Raw genomic sequence first — 13,356 nt, 5'->3', positions numbered from 1 at the left:
GGAACAAACGTGGCAGCTCAGCGCTGCGGCATATCCTTCACCGAATACCCCAGGCTCACCGTCGCATCCTCCGGAATCGCCGGCATCGTCGCATTCCACTGCGCCCAATCCGCGCGCATCGCGGCCAGCCGTTCCGGCTCCTTCTTCGCCAGGTTCGCCCGCTCGCGCTCGTCGGCCGGAATGTTGAACAGGTACTCGTTGTCGTCGACCTTCAGGTACTTCCAGTCGCCATCGCGCAGGGCTTCCTGGCCGCGGTGGTTCATGCGCCAGTGCAGCGGCCGGCGAAAGCTCTGCTTCGCGTCCTTCAGCACCGGCATGAGCGACACGCCGTCCAGCGGGTAGGCCGGGTCGGCTGCAACACCGGCCGCGTCGAGCATGGTGGCGGACCAGTCCATGGTCATGCACAGCTGGGTGCTCTCGCCGCCCTTGCCGATCACGGCGGGCCAGTGCGCGATCCATGGCACGCGGATGCCGCCTTCGGTCAGGTCCATCTTGCCGCCCACCAGCGGCCAGTTGTCGGAGAAGCGCTCGCCGCCGTTGTCGCTGGTGAACACCACCAGCGTGTTGTCGGCCATGCCGTGCTTGTGCAGCGCGGCCATGATCCAGCCGATGCCTTCGTCCATGTGATGGATCATGCGGCGGTACACGTGGATGTTGCCGCCGGCCAGGTCGAACAGGTTGTCTTTCACCAGCGGCGCCTTCTCGGCGTCGTCGCGGGTTTCCCACGGCCAGTGCGGGGCGGTGTAGTGCAGGCTCAGGAAGAAGGGCGCGTCCTTGCCGTCATCGGTCTTTTGCAGCGCGGCCATGCGATCGACATAGTCCACCGCGCGCTTCGACAGGATGTCGGTGAGGTAGCCCTCTTCCTGCTTGTCTTCCTCGCCGAACCACAGGTCGTGGCGGCCGGTGGAGTCGCAGTGGGTGAAGTAGTCGACACCGCCCGACATGGGCCCGAAGAACTCGTCGTAGCCCGAGCGCAGCGGCCCGAAGGTGGGCGGGTAGCCCAGGTGCCACTTCCCGATGAGCGCGGTCTGGTAGCCGCCGGCCTTCAGCAGCGACGGCAGGGTGGGGTGGTCGGTCGGCAGGCCGAGCGTGGTGCTGCCGCGGCTCTTGCTGTTGATGGGCTCCTCGGCCGCGCCGCGCAGGCGGTACTGGTAGCGCGCGGTGATCATGCCGAAGCGCGTGGGCGAGCACACGGGCGAGTTGGCGTAGCCCTGCGTGAGCTTCAGCCCGTTGGCCGCCAGCCCATCGAGCACCGGCGACACGGGGCCGAACGCGGCGTCGCGGCCGCCGTAGCAGCCCAGGTCGGCATAGCCGAGGTCGTCGGCCACGATGAAGATGATGTTGGGTCTGGTCATGTCTCTGGACTGGTCTGGTCTGGTTGTTGTTAGGCGATCGGCTCGATCAGGGCTGGTAGCCCGACTTCTGCACCACCGGCGCCCACTGCGCGCGGTAGGCCTTCAGCATGGCGGCGGTCTGCGCGGGCGTGCTCACCACGGGGGTCATGCCCGAGTCCTTGAACTTGCGCTGGGTGTCGGGGTCCTGCATGACTTCGCGGATGGCCGTGGCCAGCTGCTCGACCTTGGCCTTGGGCATGCTGTTGGGCGCGAAGAAGGTGTTCCAGCCGGTGGCGGACAGGTCGAGCCCGGCTTCCTTGAAGGTGGGAATGTCGGGTGCGAAAGGCGAGCGCTTGGCGCCCGACAGCGCCAGCACGCGCAGCTTGCCCGCGGCGTGCTGCGGCAGCACCACGTCTTCGGTGTCCACGGCAATGGGCACCTGCCCGCCGATCAGGTCGTTCAGCAGCGGCGCGGAGCCGCGGTAGCCGATGACCTGGGTCTGCACCTTGGCCTTCTCGCCCATCATCAGGCCGAAGAAGTGCGGCAGGCTGCCGGTGGCGGGCACGCCCACGTTGGCCTGCGTGGGGTTGGCGCGCATCCAGGCGAGCAGGTGGCTCAGTTCGCGCACGGGCAGCGTGGGCGAGACCGACAGCGCGAAGTTGTAGTCGTTCACGTGCGACACGGGCACGAAGTCGCGCTCGGCGTCGTAGTTGTTGTCCTTGAAGACCAGGGGCGCCACCACCATCACGGCGGGGTTGGCGAGCATCAGCACGTTCTGGTTGGCGGGCGTGATCTTCACCTGCTGCGCGGCCAGCCGGCCGCCCGCGCCGGGCTTGTTGTCGACCACCACGGCCACGCCCAGCTTGGCGCCGAGCTTGTCGCCCACGATGCGCGCCACGCGGTCGGTGGCGCCGCCGGGTGCGTAGCCCACCACCAGGTGCAGGGGGCTGTCGAGCTTGGCCTGCGCGGCGGCGTTGGTGGCCAGGCAGGCCACGGCGCCGGCAATGGCCAGCAAACCAACAAGGCGGCGGGAGAGGGGGCGGGTCGGCAGCATGATGGTCGGTTCCTTGTCGTCGTTCAGGGTGTTGGCCTGTGAGTGTGGCCGCGAGGTTCGCGGTTGCCGACGATTCTGTAGACCCGGCATTCGATTGATCAAATCAACCATCGCCGGGGTTAACCCGAAGGCGTTACGTGCGGCTCAATCGACCTTCATGCCTGTTGCTTTCACGATGCGGCCGTAGCGCGCGAGGTTGCCGGCCAGGTGCTCGCTGGCGGCGGCGCCTGTCTCGGCCAGGGGCACCATGTCCAGCGAGGCCAGGCGTGTCTTGATCTCGGGCAGGGCCATGGCCTTGTGCAGCGACTGGCGCAGCGTCTGCATCACCGGCTCGGGCGTGGCGGCGGGCACCATGGCCACGTAGAGCACCTCGAACTCCAGGCCCTTCAGGCCGAGTTCGCCCACGGTGGGCACCTCGGGCAGCAGCGGCGAGCGCTGCTTGCCGGTGACGGCCAGCGCGCGCAGCTTGCCCGACTGCACCTGCGGCAGCAGCCCCGGCGTGGCCAGGATGCCGGCCTGCACCTCGTTGCCCATGAGCGCCAGCACGGCCGGCGCGTTGCCCTTGTAGGGCACGTGCGTGATCCTGGCGCCGGTGTCGCTCGCGAAGATCTCGGCGGCAATGTGGCCCGGGCTGCCGTTGCCGGCCGAGCTGAAGGTGGCGGGCTCGGCCTTGGCCTGCGCAATGAACTCCGGCAGCGTCCTGGCCTTCACGCCGGAGGCCACGCCGAAGCTCAGGCCCGACGAGCTGAACACCATCAGCGGCTTCAGGTCCTTGGCCGCGAAGGGCATCGACGGGTACAGGTGCGGGTTGATGGTGAAGGTGCTGTCGATGCCCAGCAGCACGGTGTAGCCGTCGGCCGGGCTCTTGGCCACCAGGTCGGCGCCGATGTTGCCGCCCGCGCCGGGGCGGTTGTCGACGATGAAGGGCTGCTTCAGGTCTTTCTGCAGCGCGTCGGCCAGCGCGCGGCCCAGGATGTCGATGGGGCCGCCGGCGGGGAAGTTGGTGAGGAACTTCACGGCCTTGGCCGGGTAGGCGGGGGAAGGGGCGTCCGCCGCCGCGGCCGGCGCGGCCAGCGACAGCGCAGCGCAGGCCGCTGCGGTGGCAACGGCGGCAAGGGCGAGGCGGCGGCGGGCGCCGCCGAAGGTGGTCATCAGGTGGCCGGTGGTCATGTGTCTCTCTTTGTGGTTCGGTGCTGCCATGCCGGTACGGGGCAGCATGGAAGGCAACTCTAGAAGGGTGGCCGGGCGGGCACAACTGAAAGCTCTTCCGCCAGGTATTCCCTCTCGTTATATTTCAACGATGCCTCTCCAGATGGAACCGCCATGTCAGCCATGAACTTTGCGCGCCTGAAGCTGCGCCACCTGCAGTGCCTGGTGATGGTGGCGCAGGAGCGCAACCTGGTGCGCGCGGGGCGCGCGCTGTCGCTCACGCAGCCGGCCGTGTCCAAGACCATCGCGGAGCTCGAAGAAATCGTCGGCCGCCAGCTGCTGCTGCGCCGCCGCCGGGGGGTCGAGCTGACGCCCGCGGCCGAGGTGCTGGTGCGCCACGCCGTCTCGGCGCTGCGCGGCCTGCGCGAAGGCATGGGCCTGGCCATGGACCAGCCCGACGCCGACCAGCTGCGCGTGGTGGTCGGCGCGCTGCCCAACATGGCGGGCGAGCTGCTGCCCGAGGCCGTGGCCCGGCTGCACGCGGCGCACCCGTCGCTGCGCGTGCGCGTGGTGAGCGGCACCAACGCGCAGCTGATGACGCAGCTGCGCCAGGGCGAGATCGACCTGGTGCTGGGCCGCCTCGCGCAGGCCTCGGCCATGGCCGACCTGGCGTTCGAGCACCTGTACAGCGAGCCGCTGCGGCTGGTGGTGCGGCCCGGCCATCCGCTGGCGGCGCGGCGCAAGCCGACGCTGGACGCGCTGGCGGCCTACCCGCTGGTGCTGCCGGTGTCGGGCACGCTGATACGGCACACGGCCGACGCCTTCCTCATCGCGCAAGGCTTCGCATTGCCCAACCAGCTGGTGGAAGCGACCGACACGAGCTTCGCGCTCGGCTTGCTGCAGCGTTCGGAGGCCGTGTGGTTCGCACCGCAGGGCGCGGTGGAAGGGCTGCTCGCGCGCGGCGAGTTGAAGCGCGTGGCGCTGGACACCGCGAGCACCGAAGGGCCGGTGGGGCTCACCGTGCGGCGCAACAGCGGGGCCGGGGAGATCGCCGAGGGCGCGCGCTTGCTGATCGAGGAAATCCGCGCGATCGTCGGCGCCCGAAAGACCTGACGGGAGCTGATGCGACCTGAGATCACCTGAGGTGACCTGAGATCGCCTGAGATCACCTGAGATGTGCGCCGCGTGCTCAGCCCGCGATGCGCGGGTTCGGGTACTCGCAACCCACTTCGACACGCCCCTTGAACTGGCGCGCCACGATCCACGCACCCTTGCCGGCTTCGCGCGCCAAGCCGCGGCCGTCGACGCCGCGCAGGCCCAGTTGGCGCGCAACGGCGTCGAGGTCGGTGGCATCGGTCACGGCGTGCACCGCGTAGTTGCCGAGCTCGTAGCTGCCGAAGCGCACGTCCTGTGTCTGCAGGCCGGCCACGGTGACGGTCATGGGCTTGGGCATGCGCCACACGTCCGACATGAAGGTGCTGAGCTCCGGGTTCTTCGCCCAGCCGGCGAGCGTGCCTTCCTCGAGCTTGTCGGCATAGGCTGCGATGCCGCTGGCCGCACCCTTGCATTCGACGAGTGCCTGCAGGGGCGGCAGGCTGTTGCCGCGGGCCGGCGGCGCCGCATGGCCCGACTGCGAGAACAGCACGATCAGCGAGACGGCCACCACCGGAAACGACCAGTACTGCATCGGAATCCAGAAGAACTTGTGCCGCTTGTAGAGCAGCACCGTCTCATTGGTTTTGGCATCGATCAGCTCGCGCGGCGGCGTGCTGTTGAGCTTCTTGCCGATGAACCAGTTGGCCGCGGCGCCGGCCAGAATGCCGAGCCCGATGGCCGTCGTCAGCCACTCGCCGTGGCCGATGACGCCCAGCAGTTTCTCCAGCACCAGCGTGACCGCCATGGAGGTGACGAATACGATGGGTATCACCAGGAACCCCAGGCCAGACCAGACAAAAATCATGTGCTTCTCCCTCTTGCCGTCGGTGCGGCGATTTTTCAAAAAGGGCAGGAGTATCGGCGATCGGCGCGTGCTGAACCGGCCACGGTCTTTGGCGGTGCGCGCGTCGCGCGTGCGATTAGAGTTCGCGGTCCACCCTCGCGCGAGCCGCGCTCATCGTTCACACCACACATGCAAGAAATCGACAACCTCATCGACGCGCTGGCGCACTGCGTTCCCCTGCTCGACCCGCAGCCGCTGCGCGCGCAACGCCCGCCGGGCAGCGCGCAACTCGACGTGCTGCACTGGCTCGCGGACCAGCTCGGACAGCAGGGCCTGGTCGTCTACGAGGAGTGGAAGGAATACTTCGGCGGCGTGCCCGCGTTGCGCCCGCTCGCCGGGCTGGACCTGTCGGCCTGCAACGTGAACTTCGTGATCGACCTCATGCAGGACGTCGACTGGTCGCAGGCCAGCATCGACCCCTCCATGCTGCAGTACGAACTGCCATTCCTGGAGCACATCAACTCGGCGCTGAAGCCCCATGGCCTGCGGCTGGTCGACCTGCTGCCCTTCGAGAACGCCTACATCCTCTGCGTGAAGGACGACGAGGCGGCGCTGGGCGAGCTCGACCGGTGCCTGCAGGCGTTCGACATGCGCATCAACCCGCGCGAGGCGCTGGACGACGAGGGCGCGCGGGCGCACATCGACGCGCTGCTGGCCGGCGGATGAGCACCCCGCCCACGCAGCCGGCGCAGGCACTGCACGACGCGGACGCGGCGGCGCAGCGCCAGTCGCTCGTCGACGCATTGCGCGGCTTCGCGCTGCTGGGCATCCTGGTGGTCAACATCGCCACCTTCTCGTCGACCTACTACGGCGCGAGCGTGCCCGACCCGATGGCGCTGTCGCTCGCCGAGCGCACGGCGTCGTTCGTGCGCACCTTCTTCTTCGAGACCAAGTTCTACCTGCTGTTCTCGTTTCTCTTCGGCTACAGCTTCACGCTGCAGATGCAGTCGGCGCAGCGCGACGGCAAGCGCTTTGCGCCGCGCATGGCGCGCCGGCTGCTGGGCCTGTGGGTGCTGGGCCTCGCGCACGCGGTGCTGCTGTACCACGGCGACATCCTCACCACCTACGCGGTGATCGGCGCGGTGCTGCTGATGCTGCGGCGGCGCAGCGATGTGTTGCTGGCGCGCTTCGCCACGGGGCTGGTGCTCGTGACCTCGCTGCTGTGGGGCGGCATCGGCTACCTGCTGGTGAAGGCCGGCATTCCGATGGACACGCGCGGCGCCTATGCCGAGGCCGTTGCCGCGCTCGCGGCCTACCGCGGCACACCTGCCACGGTGATCGCGCAGCACGTGCGCGAGCTGCTGCAGATCTGGTGGATCACGGGGCTGGTGCAGGCGCCGACGGCGCTCGCGATGTTCTTTGCCGGCTTCATCGCCGGGCGGCGCGGACTGTTCGCGAACGCGGGCGCGCACCGCGCGTTGTTCAGGCGGCTGTTGTTCTGGGGACTGGCCGTCGGGCTGCCGGGGGCCGCGGTGTATGCCTGGCCGTCGATTCGCCTGGAGAGCTCGGTGCGCGAGTTCTACGGGCTCTCGGCCACCTTGCTGACGGCACCGTTTCTTTCGGCCGCGTACGCCTCGGCGCTGGTGCTGTTCATGCTCACGCCGCGCGGCCGAGTGCTCGAACGCGTGCTCGCGCCGGCGGGGCGCATGGCGTTGTCGAACTACCTGGGGCAGTCGCTGGTGTGCGCGTGGATCTTCCTGGCCTACGGGCTGCGGTGGATCGGCACGGTCGGCCCGATCGCGGCCACGGCCGTCGCCTTCGCGATCTTCGCGTGCCAGCTGGTGCTCAGCCGCTGGTGGATGCGCCGCTTCGCCTACGGGCCGGTCGAGTGGCTGCTGCGCGCGTTCACGAATCTCGCGCTGCCGCCGATGCGGCGCAGGCCTGTGCCTGGCTCTCCTGCTTCCGCTTCAGGCACATAGGGCGCGAAGTTCGCCGTCAGGCCAGCGTGGCCGGCATCGACAAGGTCGAGTCGGCCAGGCCGTCCATGTGCTCCTGGCGCAGCGGCAGCCACAGCTTGAATTGCGTGCCGTCTGGCGTGGCTTCCCACGTCACCTCGCCGCCGACCGCGCGCGCACGCCGCACCATGTTCGACAGCCCGCGCCCCGCCGCGCCTTCGGGCCGCGGGCTGAAGCCGCGGCCGTTGTCCAGCAGGATCACCGACACGCCGAGCGCCTCCTCGCGCGTGGCCACGCGCAGCTCGGTGGCGCCCGCGTGCTGCATGACGTTGGAGATGCCCTCCTGCAGGATCCGCAGGATGTGCAGCGCGCTGCGCGGGTCCAGCCACATCAGCGGCGGCACGTCGGCCACTTCCCAGCGCAGGCGCAGGTTGGCGTCGATCAGCCGCGGCAGCAGGCGGTAGCGCAGCGTGGCCAACAGCAGCAGCAGGTCGGCCTCGACCGGCTCGAGCGAGTCGACGGTGAGCTTCAGGTCGTCGATGCACTCGCGCAGCACCATCGCCATCTGCGGCTCGCTGAGCTTGCCGGCCTCGGCCACCTTCAGCGCGCTCATCAGCTGCGAGCCCATGCCGTCGTGAATGTCCTGCATGAGCCGCTGGCGTTCGCGGCTCAGGGTTTCGCGCTGCTGCACCTCGCGCAGCTGCGCGTAGTTGGCGGCCAGCTCGTCCTCGCGCTCGCGCAGGCGCTCGGCCAGGCGCACGTTGGCCTGCTCGACCTCGTCCACCGCGCCCACGTAGCGCCGCAGGATGATGTAGATGAACATCACCAGCCGCGCGGTGGTCGACACGGGCCAGAGGTACACGTCCTCGGGGCTGGCCATGTAGTTCTGCATGAGCCAGTCGTGAATGGCCACGGGCAGGTCGACCAGCCCGACCGACGAGGCGAGGATGCCTTCGCGCGAGCCTTGCCGCCACGCCACCCACGCGATGGTGACGACGGCGGGCAGGCCCGCCAGGATGGTCAGCAGGTACGACAGCGGCGCCATCGCTTCGAAGGGCGGGAACACCGCGAGCGCCGGCATGGTGACGATCCACGACACCGCCAGCAGCGCCAGCAGCGCGCGCCCCACGAAGCGCGGCGCCTTCGGCACCAGCGTGGCCACGAAGAAGTACCAAGTCACGAGCAGCGCGTTGACCGAGTTCACTGTGATCCAGCCGAACCACGCCGAGGGAATGGGCAGCGGCTCGACGCCCATGTAGTAGTGCAGCCCGCGCAGCGCCATGAAGAGCGTGTACACCGCGAACAGCAGGTAGATGCTCTCGCGGCGGCGCAGCAGCCACACCAGCAGCGCGAACAGGCCCAGGCCCATCACCGCGAAGCTCATGATCTCGGAGATGCGCGACTGCAGCAGCCTGCGCCACTGGTAGCGCGGCTCCAGCGCCGGCCGCGGGCCGACCCACGCGCTGGACAGGGCGCCGCCCGCGCTGGTGAGGCTCTCGATGCGCAGGCGCAGCACCGACGGCAGCGGCGTGCTGGCGGCGCCGTCACCGTCCAGCGGCATCCACAGCGGGAAGTTGAAGCTGTTCCACACCACGTCGCCGCTCGAGCGGTAGATGAGGCGGTCGTCCGCGTACACGGCGATGCGGCCGATGGTCTGCCAGCGCGGCAGGTAGAGGTAGGCGTCTTCGGCCTGCGCTGCGCTCAGGCCGCTCAGGCCGCTCAGGCCGTTCAGGCCGCGCAGGTCGAACTCGACCCACGTCACCTGCCACGGCGCCCGCGCGGCCCGCCCGGCCGTGGCGTCGGGCAACACGGCGCGCGGCCAGGTGTAGGGCAGGGCGACCTCCTGCCAGTTCGCCTTGCCGCTGTCCGCTGCGGCACCGGCGAGCATGGCAGCCTCCAGTCGGCGCGGCGGTTCGTCCGACGGCGTGACGCCGAACTGCGTGAGCACGCGCGCCTGCGTGAACTGGTGCGCGCAAAGCGTTGCGTCGCCCTGCGCCGCGGCGCAGAAGGCGGCGACGAAGAGCAGCAAAGCCGCAAGGGCCCGGCTAGGGCGCCAGCAGGCCCTGGCTGCGGGCTTCATGAATGGCTTCCAGCTGCGAACGGACCTCGAGCTTGGCGTACATGCGTCGCACGAAGCTCAGCACCGTGTTGCGCGACACCGCCATGAGCCCGGCGATCTCCTCGTAGCTGAAGCCCTTGGTGATGTACTCCAGCACTTCGCGCTCGCGCGGCGACAGCTGCGCCTGCTCGGCCGGCAGCGGCGCCTCGGGCCTCACACCGAGCGTGGCCGCCTGCGGCGCGGTGGCGCAGAGGCTGTGCTTGAAACGCGCGAGCAGCCGCCGCGCGACCAGCGGGCTGAGAGGGCTGCCGCCGGCGTGCGCGATCCGGATCTCTTCGACGATGTTGTGGGGCGAGCTGTCTTTCACCAGGTAGCCGGTGGCGCCGGCCTCGAGGCTTTGCAGCACGTGCGCCTCGTCGCCGAAGGCGGTGCTCACCATCACCGTGCAGTCGGGCCAGGCGCCTTGCGCCGCGCGGATCACCTCCACGCCCGAGCCGTCGGGCAGGCCCAGGTCGACTACCAGCACGTGCGCCGCCGGCAGGTCGAGCATGGCGCCCGCTTCGCGCCGGCTGCGCGCCACGCTGTGCAGCTGCATGCCGGGCGCTTCTCGGATGGCGGCCGAAAGCGCGTCCGCGAAGACCGGCTCGTCTTCGACGAAGGCGACCTGTATCGGTGACGGCGCGGAAGGGTTCAGCATGGCTTGCCAGTGGGAAGAAGCGGATTGTCACCGAATGTGACCTGCCGCGCTCACTGGAATGCAGGGGTAGCTATGGATAGCGACAGACCGCCGGCCGCGCAGCCGGAACAATCCGCCGCATCGCGATCCCGTCGCGTGGCTGCGAGGGCCGCCTCCCTCGCTCGTTCAACCGCTTCCAAAGGCAGGTGGCCCAGATGACATTTCATTCCAAGCTCCAACCGATCACTACCGTGTTGCATGCCGGTGAGTCGTTCCACACCACGCTGCGCGCGGGCACGCAACTCCTGGTTCACAAGGGCGAGGTGACGGTGAACGGGCCGCCGCTGTGGCTGGCCGACACCATGGTGCCGGTGCGCACGGTGCTGGCCGAAGGCGGCGGGCACCGCGTGGCCACCACCGGCAGCGTGAGCCTGTGCGCGACCGGCGACGCCGAGGTGCACCACTGGGCCCCGGCGTCGCAATGGGAGCTGGCCGCGGGCTGGGTGCTGGCGCGCGCCGAGCTGTTCCTGGTGCGGTTCGGCTTCGCGCACAGGGGATGAAGAGACCGGTGTGAACGGGACCCGTCGCCACGGACAGCGGCAGACGAACTGTTGACGAGTTTTCACAATCCGCTGGCTGTCTTTCCCCAGCTTGTCGAGCTTCGCACTCCCGGTGCGGAGAACTTGCTTTGTCTTGCCGAGCGCAGTTCATGGCTTCCTCTCCTCAAGATCCGCAGGATCACGCCGGTCGCCGCGCCCTGAACGCCATCGCCGCCCCGAAGCCGGCCGCGCCCAGCAGCCCGTAGAGATGCGCCTGGGCGACGATGCGCCCGCCGATCCATCGCTCCTCCTGCGCGCAAGGGCCGGCCAGCCACTGCCACGCCACCCACGCGGCGAGCAGTAACAGCGCCGCGGCCTCCGGCCGGCCGCCCCGGCGGGCCTGCGCGAACAGCACGCACGCGAACAGGCCGTAGAGCACGCCCGACAGCCCCACGTAGTTGCCGACGTGCGGCGAGAAGAGCAGCAGCATCAGCGAGACGGTGCCGGCGAGCGCCAGCAGGTACAGCGCCTGCCGCGGCCAGGACAGGCGCGCGAGCGATGCGGGCGCGAGGGCCGCGCACAGCAGCAGCCCGGCCGTGTTCAGCAGCGCGTGGGTCCACCCCAGGTGCACCGCGTGCGCGGTGAACAGCCGCCACAGCTCGCCGTGCAGCACGGCACCGCGCTCGTACCGCAGCGCCTCGCGCACCGGCTCGCCGCCGGCCTGCAGCAACAGCAGCAGCGCGGCCAGCGCAAGCGGCGCGCGCCATTGAACAGCGTTCGCTGTCACGCAGAAGAAGGAGGCGGTGACGCTTGAGGTGGCGGCGGTGGCGGAGGTGGCGGCGGTGGCCGCGACCACAGCCACGCCAGCACCGTCGCCATGCAGCCGATGGCCAGCCCGGCGAGCCACGGGCGGTGCGCCGTGAACGACACGATCACCGCGCACACGGCCATGGTGATGGTCGCGCTCCACTTGGCGCGCCGGCTCACGGTGCGGCCGTTCTCCCAGTTGTGCAGCAGCGGGCCGAACAGCCGGTGGTTCAGCAGCCACGCATGCAGCCGCGGCGAGCTGCGCGCCGCCGCCCAGGCGGCCATCAGGATGAACACCGTGGTCGGCATGCCGGGCAGCACCACGCCGATGAGGCCCAGCACCAGGCACAGCACGGCAAAGCCGTACAGCAGGGCCCGCGTGAGCGGGGAGGTCGGTCGGGGAACTGGCTTCAACGCAGCACTCTCAGGGTGATGGGGCCTTGGCGGTTGCCGATCAGGTTCAGCACGTTCGCCAGCTCCGATTCTTCACCAGGTTGGGCCCGGGCCTCGCCGCGGAAGCGGAATTGGCCCGCCAGCCACTCGCCGTCGCCCGCCAGCTTCAGGATGCCCTGCAGCGTGCGCAGCTGGAGCGTGGTGCGCCCGGGCTGGCCGCCGCGCTGCGGCGGCTGCGCGTCGAGCTCGAGGCGGTAGCTGCCCAGCGAGCGGCGCGGCGCGATGCGCGAAGAGATGCGCTCGGCGGTGAGCGCCAGTTGCCCTTGCAGCCGGCTGCCGCCCTGGCCGCGCTGCCATTGCAGCGCCTGCGCCTGCAGCCGCAGGCCGCCTTCGAAGCCCAGCGTGTTCCACGGCGCGCCCAGCCCCTGCAGCAGGCTGGCGGGCACCTGCCAGTCGAGCGCGCCGACGCGGGCTTCCACGCCGCCGGCGTGCGCGCGCACGCCCAGGCGCAGCGGCTCGCGCAGGCAGCAGTCCTGGGCGATGGCGATGCGCAGGCCCGGGGCCATGCCGTCGTCGCCCGCCGCATGCAGCGAAGGCCGCGCCTGCCACGCCACGCGGCCCGGCAGTGCGCGCGCGTCGTTGCTGCCGGGGCCGCCCGAGAGCACCAGCACGGCCGAGCCATTCCAGACCGATCCGCGCACGTCGGCCAGTTGCACGCGCCCACCGCTGGCGCGCGAGGCGGCGCCGGCCACGGCCCATGCGGCCGGCCACTGCGCCGCGGCGGTGGCCAGCGCACCGCACACGGCGCCCAGAACCGCCCAGCGTTTCATTCCTCGGGCAGTTCGAAGTGCGTGGCCAGCAGCGCGCCGAAGCGGTCGTAGGCCGCGTTCGCGCCGGCCACCACGGCGTTCTTGCCGGCGTCGTCGCAAGGCAGCGCGTCGAGCGACTGGACGAAGCGCCGCCATGCCTGCGCGCGGCCCTCGGGGTAGGCCGCGAGGTTGCGCGCGCCGAACTGCGCGTCGAGCTGCAGCTTCTGCTGGGCCTCCTTGAACAGGAAGGCCGCGCCCAGCGTGGAGCCTTCGGACACGTACAGCCAGCCGAGCGCGCCGGGCATGGTGGCGCCCGTGCTGCCAATGTCGTCCTGCGGCGGCGCCGCGCCCAGGTCGGCCAGGTCGGCGAGCGAGGCTTCCTGGCGCCCGCGCGTGTCGAGGTCGGGCACCGCGGCCTGCAGGGCAGGGTCGGCGAACAGGTGCTCCACGTCGCGCTGGAACAGGTACTGCGCCGCCACGAAGCGGGCGTAGGCGGCACGGCTCGCGAACGGATCGGCCTGCGCCATGAGCTGGTGCATGCGCTCGTGCTGCACGGCGGTTTCGGTCTTCAGGCGCTGGGACAGGGCGTGCGCGGGGAGCGCGCCGGGAATGTGCGAAGGTGTCATGGTCGTTGTGGGAGTG

14 protein-coding genes are annotated in these 13,356 nt (G+C 70.2%); 4 read left to right on the top strand and 10 right to left on the bottom strand.

Translation table 11 applies throughout. The annotated features are described in order from the left end of the window. Positions 1–17: 17 nt before the first annotated feature. The 3 genes from BM004_RS07715 to BM004_RS07705 all read right to left on the bottom strand — a co-directional run bounded on the left by BM004_RS07715 (position 18) and on the right by BM004_RS07705 (position 3,558). On the bottom strand, positions 18–1,355 hold the full coding sequence (locus BM004_RS07715) for a sulfatase family protein (RefSeq protein ID WP_093212337.1): 1,338 nt from the start codon (positions 1,353–1,355) through the stop codon (positions 18–20). 46 nt (positions 1,356–1,401) lie between these two features. Further along, positions 1,402–2,388, bottom strand: coding sequence for a Bug family tripartite tricarboxylate transporter substrate binding protein (locus BM004_RS07710; RefSeq protein WP_093128479.1), 987 nt, complete (start codon positions 2,386–2,388; stop codon positions 1,402–1,404). 144 nt (positions 2,389–2,532) lie between these two features. Then, positions 2,533–3,558 carry a Bug family tripartite tricarboxylate transporter substrate binding protein gene (locus BM004_RS07705; protein ID WP_093212335.1) on the bottom strand — a complete coding sequence of 342 codons (1,026 nt, stop codon included), beginning with the start codon at positions 3,556–3,558 and terminating at the stop codon, positions 2,533–2,535. Positions 3,559–3,711: 153 nt separating this feature from the next. Between BM004_RS07705 and pcaQ the strand changes: the two genes are divergently transcribed. Beyond that, on the top strand, positions 3,712–4,650 hold the full coding sequence (gene pcaQ / locus BM004_RS07700) for a pca operon transcription factor PcaQ (protein ID WP_093212333.1): 939 nt from the start codon (positions 3,712–3,714) through the stop codon (positions 4,648–4,650). Positions 4,651–4,726: 76 nt separating this feature from the next. Here the strand turns inward: pcaQ and BM004_RS41360 are convergent, their stop codons facing one another. After that, positions 4,727–5,497, bottom strand: coding sequence for a hypothetical protein (locus BM004_RS41360; RefSeq protein ID WP_177206411.1), 771 nt, complete (start codon positions 5,495–5,497; stop codon positions 4,727–4,729). A gap of 168 nt (positions 5,498–5,665) precedes the next feature. Here BM004_RS41360 and BM004_RS07690 point away from each other — a divergent pair, with 168 nt between their 5' ends. After that, positions 5,666–6,202, top strand: coding sequence for a hypothetical protein (locus BM004_RS07690; protein WP_093212331.1), 537 nt, complete (start codon positions 5,666–5,668; stop codon positions 6,200–6,202). After that, positions 6,199–7,455 (top strand): DUF418 domain-containing protein, encoded by a 1,257-nt coding sequence (locus BM004_RS07685; RefSeq protein WP_093212329.1) that lies wholly within the window; start codon positions 6,199–6,201, stop codon positions 7,453–7,455. The genes BM004_RS07690 and BM004_RS07685 overlap by 4 nt, the downstream gene beginning before the upstream one ends. A gap of 16 nt (positions 7,456–7,471) precedes the next feature. On the opposite strand, the gene BM004_RS07680 is transcribed toward BM004_RS07685, so the two are convergent. Both BM004_RS07680 and BM004_RS07675 read right to left on the bottom strand, forming a co-directional pair. Next, positions 7,472–9,511 (bottom strand): sensor histidine kinase, encoded by a 2,040-nt coding sequence (locus BM004_RS07680; protein ID WP_093212327.1) that lies wholly within the window; start codon positions 9,509–9,511, stop codon positions 7,472–7,474. Beyond that, positions 9,477–10,187, bottom strand: a complete 711-nt coding sequence (locus tag BM004_RS07675) for a response regulator transcription factor (RefSeq protein WP_093212325.1) — start codon at positions 10,185–10,187, stop codon at positions 9,477–9,479. The genes BM004_RS07680 and BM004_RS07675 overlap by 35 nt, the downstream gene beginning before the upstream one ends. 194 nt (positions 10,188–10,381) lie before the next feature. Between BM004_RS07675 and BM004_RS07670 the strand changes: the two genes are divergently transcribed. Continuing rightward, on the top strand, positions 10,382–10,726 hold the full coding sequence (locus BM004_RS07670) for a hypothetical protein (protein WP_093128490.1): 345 nt from the start codon (positions 10,382–10,384) through the stop codon (positions 10,724–10,726). A 178-nt stretch (positions 10,727–10,904) separates the two neighbouring features. Here BM004_RS07670 and rrtA read toward each other — a convergent pair whose 3' ends face one another. The 4 genes from rrtA to BM004_RS07650 are packed head-to-tail and all read right to left on the bottom strand — an operon-like array spanning position 10,905 to position 13,340. After that, on the bottom strand, positions 10,905–11,492 hold the full coding sequence (gene rrtA / locus BM004_RS07665; protein WP_093128729.1) for a rhombosortase: 588 nt from the start codon (positions 11,490–11,492) through the stop codon (positions 10,905–10,907). Further along, positions 11,489–11,926 carry a YbaN family protein gene (locus BM004_RS07660; protein WP_093212321.1) on the bottom strand — a complete coding sequence of 146 codons (438 nt, stop codon included), beginning with the start codon at positions 11,924–11,926 and terminating at the stop codon, positions 11,489–11,491. The genes rrtA and BM004_RS07660 overlap by 4 nt, the downstream gene beginning before the upstream one ends. Next, positions 11,923–12,735 carry a type II secretion system protein N gene (gene gspN, locus BM004_RS07655; protein ID WP_093212319.1) on the bottom strand — a complete coding sequence of 271 codons (813 nt, stop codon included), beginning with the start codon at positions 12,733–12,735 and terminating at the stop codon, positions 11,923–11,925. Before gspN ends, BM004_RS07660 begins: the two co-directional genes overlap by 4 nt. After that, the gene (locus tag BM004_RS07650) at positions 12,732–13,340 is read right to left on the bottom strand and encodes a biliverdin-producing heme oxygenase (protein WP_093212317.1); all 609 of its coding nucleotides are present in this window, start codon (positions 13,338–13,340) and stop codon (positions 12,732–12,734) included. Before BM004_RS07650 ends, gspN begins: the two co-directional genes overlap by 4 nt. Positions 13,341–13,356 lie beyond the last annotated feature (16 nt).

Source organism: Variovorax sp. OK212, from assembly GCF_900112425.1.
GTDB lineage: Bacteria > Pseudomonadota > Gammaproteobacteria > Burkholderiales > Burkholderiaceae_C > Variovorax.
Note: the sequence above shows the minus strand (reverse complement) of the source record. Positions and strands in the feature narration are given on the sequence as shown.

Excerpts from the sequence above, each read along its gene's own strand:
- BM004_RS07680 (WP_093212327.1), bottom strand. The coding sequence starts at position 9,511 with ATGAAGCCCGCAGCCAGGGCCTGCTGGCGCCCTAGCCGGGCCCTTGCG.
- BM004_RS07690 (WP_093212331.1), top strand. The coding sequence starts at position 5,666 with ATGCAAGAAATCGACAACCTCATCGACGCGCTGGCGCACTGCGTTCCC.
- pcaQ (WP_093212333.1), top strand. The coding sequence starts at position 3,712 with ATGTCAGCCATGAACTTTGCGCGCCTGAAGCTGCGCCACCTGCAGTGC.
- BM004_RS41360 (WP_177206411.1), bottom strand. The coding sequence starts at position 5,497 with ATGATTTTTGTCTGGTCTGGCCTGGGGTTCCTGGTGATACCCATCGTA.
- BM004_RS07715 (WP_093212337.1), bottom strand. The coding sequence starts at position 1,355 with ATGACCAGACCCAACATCATCTTCATCGTGGCCGACGACCTCGGCTAT.
- BM004_RS07710 (WP_093128479.1), bottom strand. The coding sequence starts at position 2,388 with ATGCTGCCGACCCGCCCCCTCTCCCGCCGCCTTGTTGGTTTGCTGGCC.
- gspN (WP_093212319.1), bottom strand. The coding sequence starts at position 12,735 with ATGAAACGCTGGGCGGTTCTGGGCGCCGTGTGCGGTGCGCTGGCCACC.
- BM004_RS07685 (WP_093212329.1), top strand. The coding sequence starts at position 6,199 with ATGAGCACCCCGCCCACGCAGCCGGCGCAGGCACTGCACGACGCGGAC.
- BM004_RS07670 (WP_093128490.1), top strand. The coding sequence starts at position 10,382 with ATGACATTTCATTCCAAGCTCCAACCGATCACTACCGTGTTGCATGCC.
- BM004_RS07705 (WP_093212335.1), bottom strand. The coding sequence starts at position 3,558 with ATGACCACCGGCCACCTGATGACCACCTTCGGCGGCGCCCGCCGCCGC.
- BM004_RS07650 (WP_093212317.1), bottom strand. The coding sequence starts at position 13,340 with ATGACACCTTCGCACATTCCCGGCGCGCTCCCCGCGCACGCCCTGTCC.
- BM004_RS07675 (WP_093212325.1), bottom strand. The coding sequence starts at position 10,187 with ATGCTGAACCCTTCCGCGCCGTCACCGATACAGGTCGCCTTCGTCGAA.